This window comes from Paenibacillus sp. MER 99-2 (assembly GCF_023714095.1).
GTDB lineage: Bacteria > Bacillota > Bacilli > Paenibacillales > Paenibacillaceae > Paenibacillus.
In genome coordinates, this window is record NZ_JAMAUZ010000004.1 from 221,825 (window position 1) to 239,722 (window position 17,898).

Below are 17,898 nucleotides of genomic sequence, written 5' to 3' on the forward strand. Positions count from 1 at the left end.
TGATCTGGCTCCGTTACTGTTGTTGTCGTTGTTGTGGTGGTATCTGCATCAGGTTTATGGTCACTCAAGATGTAATCCCTCCTCCTGCAAACGAAACGTTGCGGCATACAACCCATTCGCCGCCATCAACTGGGAGTGGGTGCCTTGTTCTGCGATACGCCCCTGGTCAAGCACAATGATGTCATCTGCATGACGAACCGCGCTAATCCGATGCGAAATAATCAATGTTGTTTTGCCCTTACCGATCTCACGCAAGCTTCGAAGAATGCCGCTTTCGGTAACAGCATCCACAGCACTCATACTGTCGTCGAGAATGAGTAACTGGGCTTTCTTAATTAATCCTCGAGCCAAGCTGGTACGTTGCCGCTGTCCACCAGACAAGGTAAGTCCACGTTCGCCGAGTAGAGTATCGAAGCGGTCTGGGAAACGTGTGATGTTATCGTAGATCATCGCTTGCTTCGCGCTGTGTTCTACTGTACCGAGCGACGCATTACGGTCACTGAAGGCAATATTGTCTCGAATGGTGGTACTGAATAAGAAGCCATCTTGCGGAACATAGGCAATGCGGGATCGCAGGCTCTCCAGCGATAAAGCACGAATATCTGTACCGTTTATGCGAATCGTGCCCTCTGGTGGTTCGTATGTACGAAGTAACAGCTTGACCAAGGTGCTCTTACCTGAACCAGTTCTGCCTACGATGCCAACCGTACGACCTGCACGAATGTTTAGCCGGATATCACGAAGTGAAGGAGAAGAACTTCCTGGGTACGTAAACGTCAGACGATCAATGGTGATGTCACTCACCTCATTGAGCGCTTTAGCTCCTGAACGTTCTCGGACATCAGGTGCCTCCAGAAGCAGATCGTTGACTCTCTCCAGGGAAGCTCCCGAGCGTTGCATGGTATTGATCACATTACCAATCTGCTGCAGCGGCCCCATAATAATACGCAAATATAATGTTAGTGCTACAAAACTGCCGAGCGTGATGGAATTCTGCATCGTTAATATGCCACCAACGAGCAGCGATACAACGAGTGAGATGGCACCCAGTAGCGGAAGTAGAGCCTGAAACAGGGAAGATAGACGTACTAAGCGCAGTTGTTTTGCTTTGATTGCATCAACGGTTGTGCCAAACCGCTCCTGAGCAACGTCTTCAATCGCAAACGTTTTGGTAACCCGGATGCCACCCAGCTGTTCTTCCGCAGCTTCAGTCATACTCGCCAGCGCCTCCTGCACGTCGCGGGAACGCTTTCGAATACGCGGACCAAAAAAAACGACCAGAAATGGGATGGCCAACAGCGGAATCACGCTAATCAGAATGAGGTTCAAGGGTATTCCACTGAGCAGCATCATGACCACACAAGACAACAACAGGAATGTTGCATTTGTCATCAGTGTCACGCCATTGGAGATCGCTTCACGTACTGACGTTACGTCGTTCATTACATAGCTGAGCAGCTTGCCATTACCTTGTTTGGAAAAATAGTGCTCACTTAGTTCGGAGAATTTGCTAAATATTCGCTCACGTGTCATGAACTCAAACCGACGGCCAAGCTTCATAATCATGAATTGTCCTGTACCAAACAGCAAATTATAAGCGATGGCAATAGCTAGAAGGGAAAGACTGTAATGAACGACGGTGTTCATCTGAAATGTATGTTGCATTAACTGATCCGTGAAGCTGCCCAGAATTCGGGGTAAAGATGCCTGACCTACATTGGAGGCAATGATTAGAAGGATCGCGACCAGATATACAGGCCAGTTGGCGATTACATAGCCTCGTAATAATCCTGTCTTGGACATAAAATGGGTTCTCCTTTGTTTGTTCAGCTAAAAAAGTGGATTCGGAAGCGAAGTCAGCAAAAGGGCCGACACCTGATATTAGCGCGCCGTGCCCTCTTACTGTATGCAATCCGGTTTATAATTTATCCGTCATTCGCTCATTTTCTCTATACTTATTTTTGCTCTAATCCGTATGAATGTCAACGAAGCAAGCAAGCATGGACTCAGGGGAATCAGTCGACATCGAGCAAATAGAAAACGAATACGGAAAGGATTGAGGGAAGTTGTGTCTCTATCATTATTCATCCTAATGTCGATTTAGTGAAACATTTTTGAAGAGTATCCCGTCTGTAGGATTGAACAGGTAAAAAATAGGGTTTACTAATCATAGGAGGTGCCAAGGCATGAAACATAAAAAAGGATTGGCGGCAACGCTCGCACTATGCGTGTCATTAACGGCAGGAGGTGCTTCGGTACTCGCTTTTTCAGATGTGAAGGATGAAGGGCAAAAAACAGTGGTGGATACGTTGAAATCGAAAGGTATTGTAAACGGTGTGACCTCAGATCTATTCCGTCCAGATCAGGCATTGTCAGAGCCACAAGGTGTGCAGTTGATTGTAAAGGCATTTGGTTTGAAAAATGAATATGCTGCTGTTTCTGCGGCTCCAAATAAAATTAGTCCAGACACATGGTATGCTGATGCTGTACAGGCTGCAACGCAGAATGGTCTGTCCATTCCGGTAGAGTTGAATCCGCAAGGGGAGATGACGCGTGAACAGTTTGTCATTTTACTCCACGAAGGTATTAACACAACGGGTAACTATCCAGTGATCATGAAGTATAATCTTGTTAATGACGAAGATAAAATTGGTAAGGACGCCAAATCTGCGGTCCAGAACCTGCTGAATATGAACATCATTGAACTGGATAAGGACGGTAACTTCCGTCCAGATCAGTCGCTTACCCGTATGGAGGCTGCAAGCATGATCTTCAGTGCACTTGAATTTGTGGATTCGCATGGGGATGACGGTTCTGCTGAACCCGCTCCAACCGATCCGGGCGAGGGTCAACAAGGAATCGTACCAAGCGTGACAACGACGAAGGTCGATGATAAAACGACGAAAGTTAAGCTGACGGCTGAAATGCCGCATCCTGGCTATGGCTTGAAGATTGATGATGTGAAGCTGGAGAAGGATGGACGTGCAATCGTGCTCTACACCATTGTTCAGCCTGATCCTGACATGATGTATCCAATGGTTATTACGAATGTGACTGCTGAAACAGACATTCCAACAGGCTACACAGCAGAAGCACAGCCATCAGGTAAATAAAAAAAAGAATGTTACTATTCTTTAGTTCAACTTGGTTGAATGAGGAACTAAAAACGAAGCAATTTGTTGAAGCTGCTGTCTGTATTATACAGGCGGCAGCTTTTGTTTTGTTCATTTTGTGTTAATTGTACTGTGAAACTTATCTTCCCATCTATGTTATGATCTTTATATATTCAAAAGTTTGAATGAAGGGGTATAACGTATGAATCAGAGCATACAACAGTTTAAATCGGATTTTTTCAAAGCCTTGGCTCATCCTATGCGGATTCAGATTCTGGAGTTGCTGAGCGAAGGAGCGAAGAACGTCAACGAGCTGCAAAGTATCCTGGGATCAGAAGGTTCCGCCGTTTCCCAACAGCTGGCTGTATTACGTAGTAAAAATGTTGTGCAGGGTCTGAAAGAGGGGACTACGGTCATATACTCTCTGCGGGATCCTTTGATCAAAGACTTACTAGAGGTTGCCAAACAGATTTTTGACAATCATTTGGTGGATGCCATTTCGATGCTGGAAGATATCCGCAAAGAAACATAAACGTGTTAGGGCATGTTTTCAGACACGTCTTAAACAAGAGGAACCTGAAGTTGAAGTAAGTTCGGGAACTTCTTGTTTTTCTGTATGTAATCAATGTCTCAGGTGTGAGCATTACGATTGACAGCGTACTCGCAGCGGCGTAGTCTTCTTATTATATTCAAATATTCAAATATATAAAGAAAAGAAGGTTAAGTCAGATGAAATGGATGGGGAGATATGCAGGGTATAATGGATCTTCTTTTCGCAAGGATCTGTTATCGGGACTAATTGTAGGTATTATTGCAATTCCACTTGGTATGGCGTTTGCTATCGCTTCCGGAGTCAAACCGGAGTATGGCTTGTACACAACAGTGATCGCAGGGATTCTTATTTCGTTGCTGGGTGGATCTAAGTTCCAGATTGGCGGGCCAACCGGGGCATTTATCCCGATCCTCTTCGCCATTGTGATGCAGTATGGATATGAAAATTTATTGATTGCTGGAATCATGGCCGGATTAATGCTTGTACTAATGGGGTTGTTTAAACTTGGGGCGTTAATCAAGTTCATCCCACGACCAGTGACTATTGGATTTACGGCGGGTATTGCCGTCATTATTTTCAGTGGGCAGATTGCTAATTTTCTGGGACTGCGCGGGATTGAGAAACATGAAGATTTTTGGTCTAATATGAAAGAAATCGGGATGCATATTTCAACTGTTAATATATATAGTTTGCTGACAGCAGGCAGTTGTCTAGCTGTTATTCTGCTTGTGCCGAGATTTGCGCCGAAGGTGCCTGCGTCACTGGTTGGTCTGGTTCTATCGACAGTAGTTGCAGCGTTGTTTTTTGAAGGGCAGGTGACTACGATTGGATCGTCCTTTGGTGCGATACCAAGCGCCTTGCCTCAATTTCATGTGCCTGAGATGACTTGGGAGCGAATCGTAAACTTGCTGCAACCGGCTTTGGTCATCGCCATGTTGGGCGGAATCGAATCGTTGTTGTCTGCTGTTGTTGCCGATGGCATGACCGGAAGTCGACATAACAGCAATCGAGAGCTTATTGGGCAAGGGATTGCTAATATGGTGACGCCATTATTTGGTGGTATTCCTGCAACTGGCGCGATTGCACGTACGGCAACGAATATTAAGTCTGGAGCTGTGTCACCATTATCTGGGGTTATTCATGGCGTAGTAGTCCTACTGGTAATTGTTATGTTCGCACCCTATGCTTCCCATATTCCACTTGCCAGTATGGCTCCAGTCCTGATGATGGTTGCCTGGAATATGAGTGAACGGAGATCGTTCATGCATGTCATGAAAACCAAAACGAGTGATTCGCTCGTTCTGCTCATTACCTTTTTATTGACCGTATTTACAAGTTTAACGACGGCTGTAGAGGTTGGGTTGATTATGGCTGTCCTTTTATTTGTTAAACGGATGAGTGAGATGTTGAAGGTTGCCAAAGTGCTACCTGATCCCAATCATAAACATGAGAAAGTCATGGACTACATGGTTCGCGAAGGACATGATTGTCCACAGATAAACCTGTATACGATTGAAGGGCCATTATTCTTTGGTGCAGCAGATCGATTTGAGAAGTCGGTCATGGATTCGATTCATCGGCGACCAGGTATTTTGCTGTTACGCATGGGCAAGGTGCCCTTTATGGATACGACGGGTGAATCCAATCTGGCTCATGTTGTTAAACATATGGAGAGATCTAGGGGAATGGTTTTACTTTCCGGTATTCAGGCGCAACCATTGGAGATGCTGAAGAAAACAGGCTTGATAGAACGGATTAATCCTGATCATATGTTTGAGCACACGGGTGAAGCCATCAATTATGCATTAGCACATCTGGATGATCAGAAATGTAAGGGATGCAAACATTTTGCCTTTCGTGAATGTGCTGCATTATCAGGCGCTGGAACCGATTCAGAACGTATAAGTATGCTGAAATCAGGAAAGCGAATGGAAGCAAATAGCCCCGTGTAAACCACTGAAGCTAGAGGAAGCTATGACAAGTTGAAGCTGCTGTCTGTATTGTACAGACGGCAGCTTTTTTGAATTGAAATTGTGCACTTGAGTAACAAATCTAACGGATATTATACTTCCTCCAATGGTTCATAATCGAACCAATCAAACTGTGCAGGTGAACCATTTCCTGATGGACTAGTAGCATACATCGCAGCGATAACTCCTGTGAAACCGCCTGCTATTTCGGTGGAGAGCAGATGTGTCTCACCTGAGCCAACCTCCAGTTCTGGAGATGAATTTTGCTGAATGGAGAAAAGGAATTGGTCAGACTGTGTGTGAATCTTTAAGATTACTGGGCCAGCTTCACAAGCTACCCATTGCTCGGTTTTTAGGGAGCCAACGGTGCGTCGAAGTAGGATCTTTTTCTGCCCGTTCACCTGTTTGATCGCCAGATCGTAATGATATTTGGGATTCATATACAGGGTTAAGCCGGCTTCTTCGCCGTCCTCCTGTGGTTCAAATGTTAATTCAGTTGCGATATGGGATGTAAAATGTGCCAACCGACGACCAACAAAAGCCGGATTACTTACCTCATCCAGGGAAACGGAGGTTCCACGCAGCACGAGCTGACCCGGCTGTTCTTCTAACGACCAGCTTGCCGGTGCAGGGTTACGCAAGAACATCCATTCCAAACCAAGTGTCGGTTCGTCAAAATGGTCCCGCACGCTTGGTGTTGTCCATTGGACTTGAGGTAGCTCGGGCGCATCCATAACAGGTTTGATGTTTCCGTTGTCTCCAATGATCGGCCAGCCTTCATCTGTCCAAGTTACAGGTGCGAGAAATGTTTCTCGTCCCAGGTGATGGCGCATCGGATAAGAAGGAGGACGAATGCCAAGACAGACAGCCCACCATGTTCCATCTTGAGCTTGAACCAGATCTGCGTGCCCAGCGGCGTGAATACTGCTCTTCATACTGCGATTCGATAGAATTGGGTTGTGAGGACATGCATCAAACGGCCCGTATGGGTTCGTGCTCCGTGCGATGGTTTCCATATGTCCGTATTCGGTGCCACCTTCGGCAATCATGAGATAATACAGATCGTTAATTTTGTACAGATGGGGCGCCTCTGGGGCAGCTCCGCCTGTTCCGCGCCAGATGAGTCGGCTATCTGTAAGCTGCTTCCCGGTAGTGATATCGATCTCGCATTGATATATTCCTTCACCTTCATTACCATTTTGAGCGGATTGGAAATAGACACGACCATCATCATCAAAGAGTAGAGAAGGATCTATGCCCCCCTGTGCGACAAAAATCGGATCAGACCATGAACCTGCTGGATCTTGGGTGCGCACAATCAAGTTTCCGCCCGCGCCGATATTGGTCGTTGTCATGTAGAACCAGCCCTCATGGTAACGGATGGTCGGTGCATATATACCGCCGGAAACCCACGCTTTACTTAGCGGGAGCTGTGTTAACGAGGTTAGACAATGTCCAATTTGTTGCCAGTGAACGAGATCCTTGCTATGGAAAACAGGCACACCCGGAGAGTATTCAAACGTACTTGTTACCAGATAATAATCTTCGTTTACACGGCAGACACTCGGATCGGGGTAAAAACCTGAAATCACTGGGTTCGTATATTTCGTCATGTTAGGCTCCTATTCATATGAGAGTTAGAGATAAATTGCGGCACATTGGCGAATCTGAGCTACCGTCTGGCTTGAATGTCTCATTCGCATGCCTTGTTATATAGGGAGAGTATAGCGGTTACAACCGCCCTTTACCTTGATTTTTCGGACGTGGAATAGCATGATATAGACATACGAGCCTAACATTGTTCGGAGGGAATGCTTTTGAGTAATGCATATCTGAGATGGTTTACGTCAGATAAGGAGTTTCCGTTTTTCATTCAATATGGTGGGCATGAGACAGATATGGAGCTTCACAATCATATGGATTTCACGGAGCTTGTAATTGTCTTGAATGGTCATGCGACCCATGTTGTGAATAACGAGGAGTTTTTTATCAAAAAGGGAAATGTATTCGTCATCAATGGCGAGACACATCATGCGTATATCGACCCTCATGATTTTAAAATATGTAATATTATGTTCAGACCTGACATGCTCTCTTCAACCGGACCTGATTTGAGGAGATCGAATGGATTTCAAGCGTTGTTTGTGTTGGAACCGTTCTATCGTCATATCCACTCGTTCACGAGTGTGCTCTCCTTGCCTATTTCTAGCCTGGAATATATTGAAGCGCTAATTTCGTTCATGGTTGAGGAATATGAGACGAAGCAGCAAGGATACCAAACGATGCTGATTGCACGTCTCACGGAGATGGCGGTATATCTGTCGAGGCAGTATGATACGCAGGAGAAGGGCGGTAGGGGCAATAATTTGATGCACCTGGCCAATGCCATTTCCTATATTGAAGATCAGTATTTGAAGCCATTATCGCTGGAGGATATTGCGGGAAAATCAAACATATCGATTAGGCATCTCAATCGGATCTTTCGTTCCTATTATCAGATGACGCCTATCTCATATGTGCATAAGCTGCGTCTGGAAAAGGCATGTCATCTACTGAAAAATAGCAATCTATCCATTACCCAAATCTCGTATGATTGTGGATTCAATGATAGCAATTATTTTACTCGTCAGTTTAAGAAAGCCTATGGCATGTCGCCCAAGAATTACAGGCTGAATCTGAACTGATTAATTAAGAGGATCTCCCATATCGTGCGTGTTCAAAAGCAAATTTCTGAACAACCTCGTATCGGAGATCCTCTTTTTATACTTTCGTTATATTGGTGGAGTGTTCATCGTTATAAACTAAGAGTCGTCCATGATCATGCCACTGACCGTACATCTGATTTGCCTCGGTGTGAGTTATCAATTTGTCCAATCTGTGCTGGAATAATGCTGGTTGATGCTTCACGCTTTGGATGGTGTCGATGCGAACCCGCTGGTAGAGAGCCGGAAATGCCAGGAAATTAGCATAGATCATCGGATTATCTTTGAGTCTTCGTTCAATCACATCATCAATGATGAAAGCATTTGGATCCATTATAGGTAGAACCTGTCTACCTTCGTCATGCATGAGTCCCAGCGTTTCAAGACGGCGAACACGTTCTTTGTTTAGTTCAGTCCACGAGCTCTGTTTGCTTCGAGGGGATAAACGTTGCATTAGCTGGTTCTCGGATATCTTTTTCTTTATTCCATCAATCCAGCCATAACATAGGGACTCTTCTACGGCATCTAAGTACAACAGTGTATCGGGATTTGGTTTGAGACTAATGGTTACCCAGCAACACTTTTGAGTTCTTCCATGCACATGTAACCAAGCTCTTAATTCTTCTCTTGATGTAACAGCCAAATAATTATTGATTTCCATAGTTTATTCTATCATCTAAGCTGTAGCAGGCTTCGTATACCAGAAGAGGCTGTAGTCATTCATAATAGAGGCATGACCTAACTGACGCAGCATTGTAGAAATATTCCCTCGGTGGTACGTTCCGTGATTAATCAGGTGAAAGATGATCTCCGTAAGGCTGGTATTTCGAATTCCCGCGAATGGATTATCCAGCAGAATCGTGTGTTCCAGATCGATGTGATCTTGAAACCACGCTGTAAATTGTTGTGATAATTCTGCAAATCGCTTGCTATAGTCCTCTATAGAATCGTATATCTCTTCATTGCGTGGCATGCACATTTGTAGAGCTTCGGGCATACTGACACCTGTTAGTACCAGATACCACATTTGATCAACAGCATACATATGACTTAGTGCATGAGCGAGGGTGGGGAATGAACTATTCACCTCCTGATGTAATACGCTGTTTGGTAATTCTTGAATTCTCCCTAGAATGGTGTGTGTAGCCCATGTGTGATACTTGTACATTTCTTGCGGATGGTTCATGCGATCATCTCCTTAGAATTAGCGGTAAGGTGCAACTAACTTACTGAGATGATTATAAAAAAAGAAGTATGACAACAGCGTGTCATACTTCTTCAATGTGTTTTTTTGTACGGCTTAAGTGCGTTCTGAAGCTCTTCCTTCAGGATATCTCGCAGTTCGGCGGGTTCAAGTACTTCAGCGCCACTACCTAAACTTAACAGGAACGAGCATAACCAACGGGCTTTCAATGGCTGATGAACTGCGATTCGCATCGTCATGCTTCCATCATCATGAAATTGTTTATCCGCTTGTTGAAAGTGATCCATGGCTTCCGCGAGGGCTTCCGGATTAACCTTGAACACCACTTCTGTGGTCTGGTTTTGCGGGGAGTCATCCCGCTTAATCGTTGGTTCAATACTGTCCGAATGCGGTTGGAAAGTGTCAGAGCTTAAGCTCACGTTCATCATCCGAGAGAGTCGGAACTCCCGATAATCTTGACGTGTCAGGCAGAATCCATATACGTACCAATTGCGATATTTGAAGTGCAGTTTTACGGGTTCCATTCGACGGGTTGTTCGTTCATTCTTGGTATTAATGTAATCGAATTGAATAATCCGATATTCGGTGATTCCTGCTCGGAGATATGGCAGGGCATCAGGTTCCGTTCGACGTGTCTCCAGATCGATGGATAAACTGGAGATCTGATGCTTCGGACCAATCGTTTGCAGTCGCTCAATCGTTCCTTGTACTCGTCCATCATCAAAGACAGTGGAGAGACTGCTGAGTACTGTAATAAGGGAATTTACATCGTATGAGCCGAGTAAGCTTTTGTCCATTTTATATCCATCAATAATGCCATACCCGCCTTTAAGTCCTTGATGAGAGACGACGGGGAAACCGGCTGCACAGATGACATCAATGTCTCGATAGATGGTTCTTGGAGAAACCTGAAACTCTTCCGCTAATGTCGAAGCCGACAACACTTCATGGTTCAAGAGCTTGAATATGATCGATATTAAACGTTCCAATTTCATCATGTATCCCCGCCCAGTATTCCATTTTGTTATTGCAGGCCATATTATATCACAGTGTTATGAACGAGAAGAGATCTGTCTTCTCATGACTTCAAGGTAAGTCACTAATTGCTGATGCGCATGCTTAACTTAGCTACAACGTGAGATGAAAATAACAAAAAAAGAGTGCAGATACGCACTCTTTATAAACCGCCAAATGTTTATGCTTAGCAGGATAAGCAGTGAAGCCAAGTCATGATGTTAAGTAGTAAATTCAGGCTGTAAAGCCCAGCACTGATATGAAGAAATTTTGGTGATCTTCTTACTCATTGTAAGGTAAGATTGTACTAATCTTCTTGTACATTGTAGAGCACACGGGCGAGTAGACCTTGGCCATAATTGCCGAAATGTTTGCCAAAAATCGTGAGTCCCCGTTTGTTGACAGGTTCTTCTGTTACCGCAATCCGGAAGAGGATATCGCTTTTGTAGTCCAGCCCAATATCATCTAACGTAACATCCGAAATGCGACAACCGTCGATATAGCTACCTTCCTGCGTGATACGGATCAGTTTCAGCATACCGTACTGATTGAGATGAGGCGGCCACCAGTCTGGATTGAACGTTCCACGTGTATTACCAAAATCACCTGGACTCGTCCAGCAGCCAATCTCGATACCGTTGATGTAAAAGTAAATATCCGAAGGGTAGTTATCGCAATAGCCAGGTGCCTCTGAACCGAGTTCCATGGAGAGCTGAATCTCACTGAATGACTGATTCGGCTTCAGATAATTAGGAACGCGATACTCCAAATAGCCTTCCGCAAGCCAGATCATCTCCGCATCAATTCGTAATGGATCTGCAAAATAACGCGGGTCATCGAATTCCCCAACGATACTGTCCCGAGTCGCAAGTCCACATGTAGGAGCAGCATGGTAGTCACTATAATGTCCCACTTGAATCTCTACTTCATAACGGTTGCTAATCTCTTGCGAGCGCAGATCTACCATGAGCTTTTCCTCATTGAGATAGCAAATTTTCTGTATTCCGTGCTTGCCGACAGCGGTGTTTATTTCGATAAGACCGCTCTCCTCCAGCTTTTTGATATGCATCGTAATTGCTCCATTGCTAAGTCCGAGCTTGGTCGCAAGATCATTGAGATTAAGGCTCTGGTTCTTCGCCAGTAGTTCAATGATCTGTATCCGAATCTCCGAACTGAGGGCCTTGAAGATGTTCACACCCGACATCAGATCCTTAATATAAATCATATGTGTTGGTCCTTTCCCCGTTCACTGTTAGATAGGTTATTCTCTCGGTACTGAAAACCATCCTTTTTGAACACGTACTGTTAGATAGGTTAGTGCACATTTCTATATTTTATTTTAGATAAGTATAAATGATTATAAGATAGATGGGAAGGGCAGAGACAGGAAGCCTTTCTTCTTTATTATCGTACGATTCATTATCAAAATGAAGGTGCGTTTCTCAATTTAGTGTTACATAAAACATTTGAATTGTTTCATTAATCTTTGAAATAAACCATTGAAAAGTATTGTAACCGCTTTTATAATCTTATTATATCTAAAATAGTTTAGAACTTCATGAATCAAATGAACCATTTGATTAACAAAACTTCGAAGATACCCTCTATCACCTCCCCGGTATCGAAATTTTAAATGATTATAATCATAGGTAAATCAACGGTTATGAACTCTAAATAATACTCCCAAACATATTTTATTTTATAAAAATGTAAAATGTTTTAATAAAGTATTGACTAAAGTGAATAGTATTTGATAAATTTAACAACAGAAATCTTATTTCACGCAATTGAATACGGTTACAAATTCAGATCAGGAGGGGTTCAGATGGTAAAGAAAAAGAGTTGGGTCACGTTTATGCTTCTTATGCTGGTTACTGCACTTGTCTTAGCAGGTTGCGGTGGAGATAGCGGTGGGGCGAGTGGTAACAAAGAACTGACATTTATGTTCCGAGGCGGTACAGATGAACAGAAGGCTTATCAAGCGGTCGTCAAAAAGTTTGAAGAAGAAAATCCTGGCATCAAAGTTAAGTTGATTGTAACGGCTGCGGATCAATATGCTACCAAGCTGAGAGCGGCGATCACGGGCAATAGCCTACCAGATATTTTTTATTTTAACCCTGGTGACGTGAAAGCGTATGTGAACAGCAACGTACTGATGAATCTGACTCCTTATGTTGAAAATAACCCGGATGTGGATCTGAATAATATTTGGAAATATGGTGTGGATTTATATCGTTACGATGGCCAAATGGCAGGACAAGGAGACCTTTACGGTATGCCGAAAGATCTTGGTCCATTCGCACTTGGTTATAACAAAACGCTGTTTGAAAAAGAAGGCATTCCACTTCCAGACAAAGACAAGCCATATACGTGGGATGAGTTCATTCAAGTGAATCAGCAAGCAACGAAAGATACGAACGGAGACGGCAAACCGGATGTATTTGGTACAGGCTTCAACGTAAACTGGGCGCTTCAATCCTTCGTATGGAGTAATGGTGCTGACTGGTTGGATGAGACCAAAACAAAAGTAACGATTGATGATCCGAAATTTGCGGAAGCGCTACAATTTTTCGCAGACATGCAGAATAAATACAAAATCACACCGTCTATTGAAGAAGCACAAACACTGGATACGTACCAACGTTGGATGAAAGGGGAAATGGCATTCTTCCCTGTAGGTCCGTGGGATATGAGTACGTTTGAAGGACTGCCATTCGAATATGATCTGTTGCCATTCCCAGCTGGTTCTAGTGGTAAGTCCGCAACGTGGATTGGTTCCCTGGGTATCGGTGTTTCCGCCAAAACGAAATACCCTGAAGAAGCAGCTAAACTGGTGAATTACCTTACAGCTTCTAAGGATGCAATGCAGCAGCTTGTCGATGCCAAAGTACAGATTCCAAACCTGCTCGACATGGCTGATGAATGGGCCAAAGATACATCAACGAAGCCAGCGAATAAACAGGAATTCCTTGATATCGTTGAGGACTATGGTCGCTCTCTTCCAGGGAACTACACGTATAACGCAGAGTGGTACGATCTGTTCTTCACAGACGTTCAGCCTGTGCTGGATGGCAAAATTACAGCCGCAGAGTATGTGAAGCAGCAACAGCCGAAAATGCAGAAGCTGTTGGACAAAGCGGTAGAGCAAGAGAAGAAATCACAGAAATAAGTTAATAAGATAAGCAACGAGAGTATGTCGGAAGCTCCGAACAAGAAGCGAGGAAGCGACTTGCACAAAGTGGATCAGAGTTAAGTTGGTAGTTTCGTGTTGCATAGAAAAGCGATGCCAGCAGCCTGCTATCACGCTGCTGGCATCATTTTTGGATTCCATACTTGATATTAGAAACAGGGGTGAGCGCAGTGAATACAAAGTCTAGCTTGTATCGCAAAGAGAGGCTGTACGGATATTTGTTTATTACACCTCCAATTCTCGGTCTGCTGATCTTTGTTCTGTTCCCTTTCTTATATTCGTTGTACGGTTCGTTCACGGATTGGGATGGCTTGGGACAGATGAACTTTATCGGTTTAGCCAATTTTAAGGATTTGCTCACAGATGATCTGTTTTACAAAGCGATGTTTAACACCTTTTATCTGATGCTGGGGATTCCGATTGGATTGTTACTTGCACTCTTGCTCGCAATGGGCTTGAATCGCAAAATTCCTGGTACAACGACGTTCCGCGTGATCTATTATATTCCCGTTATCTCTTCTCTTGCAGCCGTGTCCATCATGTGGAACTGGGCTTATAACGGAGATTATGGACTGGTTAACCAGTTCCTTGCGCTCTTCGGTATTGAAGGGCCTAACTGGCTGGCTAACAAAGATACAGTCAAACCAGCTCTCATTATTATGACGGTGTGGAAAGGTCTGGGGTACACGATGTTGCTGTATCTGGCTGCCCTACAAAGCGTATCACGTACATACTACGAGGCAGCTGAGCTGGACGGAGCGAACGGGTTCCAGATTTTCCGTAACATCACCTGGCCGATGGTGAAGCCAGTGACCTTTTTCCTCGTGGTTACCAATATTATTGGTGGCTCCCAGATCTTTACCGAGATGAACATTATGACCCCTACAGGCGGTCCTGAGTATTCATCGGCGTCGATCGTTTTCTACATCTGGCAAAAAGCGTTCAGCAACCTGCAAATGGGTTATGCCTCAGCAATGGCCATGATTCTTGGTGTTTTCATCTTTGTCATTACTTTGGTGCAATTCAAATTAAACGAAAGATCAGCCTATGATGGGGATTGATGGTCAAGGGAAAGGAGTGAACCGGAGATGTCTTACAGTCAAAGAAGGAAAGTAACGAACTCGATTATTTTTATCGTACTCGCGATTGGTGCTATAGCAATGGTTGCCCCATTGATCTGGATGCTGTCCACGTCGTTGAAGGAGAAACAGGATGTATTTGCACTTCCTCCTGTGTGGATTCCAGAAGTATTCCAATTTGAAAAGTATAAAGAAATCTGGGAAGCTGGCCCGTTACTCAGCGGGATCAAAAACAGCTTGATCATTGCATTGAGTGTTACTGTGGTGGGTACGTTTACGTCCAGTATCGCCGCTTTTGCTTTTGCCAAATTGAGATTTCCACATAAAAACAAACTGTTTCTAGCTCTACTTGCATCCATGATGATTCCTTATCCAACTGTCATGATTCCACAATTCATGATGTTCTCTAAGTTGGGCTGGGTAGATACATTACTGCCGCTGATTGTACCCGGATTGTTCGGTAACGTCATTATGATCTTCTTCCTGCGGCAATATCTGCTTAGTGTTCCAGATGCAATTATAGAAGCAGCCAAAATTGATGGAAGCTCTTATTTCCGGCTCTATTCCAGCATTACCTTCCCATTGATCAAACCTGCGATTGCAGCACAGTTAATTCTGTGGTTCATGGGAATCTGGAATGATTATCTGGCTCCAATTATCTACCTGAACTCACCGGAGAAGCAGACCTTACAGCTTGTTATCGCAAACTTTAATGCGACCTATGCGATACAGACGGATTATCCGCTCATTATGGCTGCGTCCATCGTTGCTTTGCTCCCAGTACTCATTGTCTTCTTAGTCTTCCAGAAGCAAATTATTGAATCTGTTGCGATCTCTGGAGTAAAAGGATGATCTCGTTGAGAAAGCGTGGCTGGAACATAAACAAGAGAGGAGTGTTTGCTTCAATGCTGTTGATTATGTTGATTGGTGCGACGGGTTGTTCTGGAGAGGGGGCGGGGGCAGAGGTGCCTCGCCCGACCTTCCCTGAGGAACCACAAGATACCTTGCTGTATGATACTTCCATATTGGATGATGAGTCTCGTTGGACAGTAAATAATGCCCACGACCCAGCGATTATCAAAACAGATCAGGGTTACTATGTATATTCCACGGACGTTCGTGTTGCCGGAGAACCTAAGCCTGGCGTGATGGTGCGAAAATCGCAGGATCTCATCAACTGGACGTGGGTAGGTCAAGCCCTGCCAGGCATTCCGCAGGAAGCATTGGACTGGACAGGAGCCGTGAATTTATGGGCACCGGATGTTACGAAGGTAGGGGATACGTACCGCATGTATTACTCGGCTTCTACTTTTGGCAGCACGCGGTCAGCCATTGGTTTGCAGACATCCACTTCTCCAGAAGGGCCTTGGAAAGACGAAGGACTTGTAGTGAGCACATTGGAGAACGAACAGGATAAACTAAATGCCATTGATGCGAATCCTGTGTTGGATGCCGACGGCAATCCGTGGATGGTGTACGGCTCATTCTTCGATGGTATTTATATTGCGCCACTCGATCCAGACACGGGCAAGTTTAAGGAAGAGGGTTATGGTACTCGCATTGCCGCACGTGATCGGGCAACCGAAGAGGGGGCAGTAGAAGGACCGTACATCGTATACCATCCTGAGTTCAAAAAATACTATCTATTTGTCTCGTATGATTCCTTGTTCGAGGATTACAACGTAAGGGTCGCGCGTGCTGATTCAATTACAGGCCCGTACACGGATATAAACGGCATGAACATGCTTGATACAGAGCATCTACCACAATACGAGATTGGAACCAAGGTGGTAGGTGGTTATCGCTTTACAGAGGGTGAGGGCTGGGTTGCTCCCGGTCATAATTCTGTATTGCAAGACGGTGACGATTATTACATCGTGCATCATGCCAGAGGGGAGACGGATAAAAACTGGCCGTACCTGCATGTGCGCAAGATGTTATGGACGAAGGATGGCTGGCCAGTCGTCTCCCCCGAACGTTATGCTGGCGAGACAGTACAGGATATTCCTAAGTCGATGATTGCTGGGGAATGGGAAGGTATGGAGCTTGATCCGTCTGTTGACGGACAGGTTCAAGCATCTCCGTTCACCTTGCAGCGTAACGGCAAAGTCACAAGCGAAAACGATTCAGGTACGTGGACATTCGATGGTAAACATACACTCACGATTGAGTGGAAGGAACGTAATTCAAACGGAGCATCCACAGAGGAGCTGCAAGTGATCCCGTCGTGGGACTGGGAACTGAGCAAGCCAGCTCTTGTGGTCACAGGTCTGAATAACCGTGGCATCGCCGTATGGGGGAAACAACTGAGCGAAGAGGTTCGATGAGAACCTTATAGAGCGCGTATGAATAAGCGCAAAGCTTCGCCTTGAAGGGGCATCAAGCAGTGAAGGGGAAGGAAGGAGCCGAAGGGGCGTGTTTGTCATCTGATTTCAACTGCTGAAGAGCAGATGGAAGGAAATCAGAGGACAAGAAAGCGACGCAGGCCCATCCTACCCCGGAACGTCCGCGCTGCCCCTCTCTTGCTCAGGTGCAGTCGACAGGAAGGTAGTCGACTGTCCACAACTTATCGAGCCACAACAATGGTTCGATGAGAACTTATAGAAGCGCGCATGAATAAGCGCAAAGCTTCGCCTTGAAGGGGCATCAAGCAGTGAAGGGGAAGGAAGGAGCTGAAGGAGCGTGTTTGTCCTCGGATTTCAACTGCTGAAGAGCAGATGGAAGGAAATCCGAGGACAAGAAAGCGACGCTGGCCCATCCTACCCCGGCACGTCCGCGCTGCCCCTCTCTTGCTCAGGTGCAGTCGACAGGAAGGTAGTCGAATGTCCACAACTTATCGAGCCACAACAATGGTTCGATGAGAACTTATAGAAGCGCGCATGAATAAGCGCAAAGCTTCGCCTTGAAGGGGCATCAAGCAGTGAAGGGGAAGGAAGGAGCCGAAGGAGCGTGTTTGTCCTCGGATTTCAACTGCTGAAGAGCAGATGGAAGGAAATCCGAGGACAAGAAAGCGACGCAGGCCCATCCTACCTCGGAACGTCCGCGATGCCCCTCACGCCCAGGTTTGCTCGTT

At 45.1% G+C, this 17,898-nt stretch carries 14 protein-coding genes; 8 read left to right on the top strand and 6 right to left on the bottom strand.

The genetic code is table 11. The features are described 5' to 3' along the window. Positions 1 to 60: 60 nt before the first annotated feature. Positions 61 to 1,803, bottom strand: a complete 1,743-nt coding sequence (locus M3636_RS19470; RefSeq protein WP_251383684.1) for an ABC transporter ATP-binding protein — start codon at positions 1,801 to 1,803, stop codon at positions 61 to 63. Positions 1,804 to 2,186: 383 nt separating this feature from the next. Between M3636_RS19470 and M3636_RS19475 the strand changes: the two genes are divergently transcribed. The 3 genes from M3636_RS19475 (at position 2,187) to M3636_RS19485 (ending at position 5,618) form a co-directional block, all read left to right on the top strand. Beyond that, complete coding sequence (locus tag M3636_RS19475) at positions 2,187 to 3,113, top strand: S-layer homology domain-containing protein (protein WP_251383685.1); 927 nt, start codon at positions 2,187 to 2,189, stop codon at positions 3,111 to 3,113. Between the two features lie 202 nt (positions 3,114 to 3,315). After that, positions 3,316 to 3,645, top strand: a complete 330-nt coding sequence (locus M3636_RS19480; protein ID WP_056694052.1) for an ArsR/SmtB family transcription factor — start codon at positions 3,316 to 3,318, stop codon at positions 3,643 to 3,645. A gap of 197 nt (positions 3,646 to 3,842) precedes the next feature. Continuing rightward, positions 3,843 to 5,618 (top strand): SulP family inorganic anion transporter, encoded by a 1,776-nt coding sequence (locus M3636_RS19485; protein WP_251383686.1) that lies wholly within the window; start codon positions 3,843 to 3,845, stop codon positions 5,616 to 5,618. A gap of 110 nt (positions 5,619 to 5,728) precedes the next feature. On the opposite strand, the gene M3636_RS19490 is transcribed toward M3636_RS19485, so the two are convergent. Next, positions 5,729 to 7,249: a glycoside hydrolase family 43 protein gene (locus M3636_RS19490; RefSeq protein ID WP_251383687.1), complete on the bottom strand. Its 1,521-nt coding sequence runs from the start codon at positions 7,247 to 7,249 to the stop codon at positions 5,729 to 5,731. A 204-nt stretch (positions 7,250 to 7,453) separates the two neighbouring features. On the opposite strand from M3636_RS19490, the gene M3636_RS19495 reads away from it, so the two are divergent. After that, complete coding sequence (locus tag M3636_RS19495) at positions 7,454 to 8,320, top strand: helix-turn-helix domain-containing protein (protein WP_251383688.1); 867 nt, start codon at positions 7,454 to 7,456, stop codon at positions 8,318 to 8,320. A 76-nt stretch (positions 8,321 to 8,396) separates the two neighbouring features. On the opposite strand, the gene M3636_RS19500 is transcribed toward M3636_RS19495, so the two are convergent. The 4 genes from M3636_RS19500 to M3636_RS19515 form a co-directional block, all read right to left on the bottom strand. Further along, a complete protein-coding gene (locus M3636_RS19500) occupies positions 8,397 to 8,999 on the bottom strand; it encodes a YdeI/OmpD-associated family protein (RefSeq protein WP_251383689.1) in 603 nt (200 codons plus the stop codon). Between the two features lie 15 nt (positions 9,000 to 9,014). Beyond that, positions 9,015 to 9,524: a DinB family protein gene (locus tag M3636_RS19505; protein ID WP_251383690.1), complete on the bottom strand. Its 510-nt coding sequence runs from the start codon at positions 9,522 to 9,524 to the stop codon at positions 9,015 to 9,017. A gap of 92 nt (positions 9,525 to 9,616) precedes the next feature. Beyond that, positions 9,617 to 10,537, bottom strand: coding sequence for a helix-turn-helix transcriptional regulator (locus tag M3636_RS19510; protein WP_251383765.1), 921 nt, complete (start codon positions 10,535 to 10,537; stop codon positions 9,617 to 9,619). A 326-nt stretch (positions 10,538 to 10,863) separates the two neighbouring features. Then, positions 10,864 to 11,781 (bottom strand): ArsR/SmtB family transcription factor, encoded by a 918-nt coding sequence (locus M3636_RS19515; RefSeq protein ID WP_251383691.1) that lies wholly within the window; start codon positions 11,779 to 11,781, stop codon positions 10,864 to 10,866. A 600-nt stretch (positions 11,782 to 12,381) separates the two neighbouring features. On the opposite strand from M3636_RS19515, the gene M3636_RS19520 reads away from it, so the two are divergent. The 4 genes from M3636_RS19520 (at position 12,382) to M3636_RS19535 (ending at position 17,152) form a co-directional block, all read left to right on the top strand. Continuing rightward, entirely contained in the window at positions 12,382 to 13,725 is a 1,344-nt protein-coding gene (locus M3636_RS19520) for an ABC transporter substrate-binding protein (protein ID WP_128100632.1), read from the top strand. A gap of 191 nt (positions 13,726 to 13,916) precedes the next feature. Further along, positions 13,917 to 14,807 (top strand): carbohydrate ABC transporter permease, encoded by an 891-nt coding sequence (locus tag M3636_RS19525; RefSeq protein ID WP_128100633.1) that lies wholly within the window; start codon positions 13,917 to 13,919, stop codon positions 14,805 to 14,807. A 27-nt stretch (positions 14,808 to 14,834) separates the two neighbouring features. Beyond that, positions 14,835 to 15,677: a carbohydrate ABC transporter permease gene (locus M3636_RS19530; protein WP_128100634.1), complete on the top strand. Its 843-nt coding sequence runs from the start codon at positions 14,835 to 14,837 to the stop codon at positions 15,675 to 15,677. Positions 15,678 to 15,730: 53 nt separating this feature from the next. Continuing rightward, positions 15,731 to 17,152 (top strand): arabinan endo-1,5-alpha-L-arabinosidase, encoded by a 1,422-nt coding sequence (locus M3636_RS19535; protein WP_251383692.1) that lies wholly within the window; start codon positions 15,731 to 15,733, stop codon positions 17,150 to 17,152. Positions 17,153 to 17,898 lie beyond the last annotated feature (746 nt).

Coding starts and splice junctions, on each gene's coding strand:
- M3636_RS19500 (WP_251383689.1), bottom strand. CDS start 8,999: ATGGAAATCAATAATTATTTGGCTGTTACATCAAGAGAAGAATTAAGA.
- M3636_RS19470 (WP_251383684.1), bottom strand. CDS start 1,803: ATGTCCAAGACAGGATTATTACGAGGCTATGTAATCGCCAACTGGCCT.
- M3636_RS19490 (WP_251383687.1), bottom strand. CDS start 7,249: ATGACGAAATATACGAACCCAGTGATTTCAGGTTTTTACCCCGATCCG.
- M3636_RS19510 (WP_251383765.1), bottom strand. CDS start 10,537: ATGAAATTGGAACGTTTAATATCGATCATATTCAAGCTCTTGAACCAT.
- M3636_RS19530 (WP_128100634.1), top strand. CDS start 14,835: ATGTCTTACAGTCAAAGAAGGAAAGTAACGAACTCGATTATTTTTATC.
- M3636_RS19515 (WP_251383691.1), bottom strand. CDS start 11,781: ATGATTTATATTAAGGATCTGATGTCGGGTGTGAACATCTTCAAGGCC.
- M3636_RS19480 (WP_056694052.1), top strand. CDS start 3,316: ATGAATCAGAGCATACAACAGTTTAAATCGGATTTTTTCAAAGCCTTG.
- M3636_RS19520 (WP_128100632.1), top strand. CDS start 12,382: ATGGTAAAGAAAAAGAGTTGGGTCACGTTTATGCTTCTTATGCTGGTT.
- M3636_RS19535 (WP_251383692.1), top strand. CDS start 15,731: ATGCTGTTGATTATGTTGATTGGTGCGACGGGTTGTTCTGGAGAGGGG.
- M3636_RS19505 (WP_251383690.1), bottom strand. CDS start 9,524: ATGAACCATCCGCAAGAAATGTACAAGTATCACACATGGGCTACACAC.
- M3636_RS19485 (WP_251383686.1), top strand. CDS start 3,843: ATGAAATGGATGGGGAGATATGCAGGGTATAATGGATCTTCTTTTCGC.
- M3636_RS19475 (WP_251383685.1), top strand. CDS start 2,187: ATGAAACATAAAAAAGGATTGGCGGCAACGCTCGCACTATGCGTGTCA.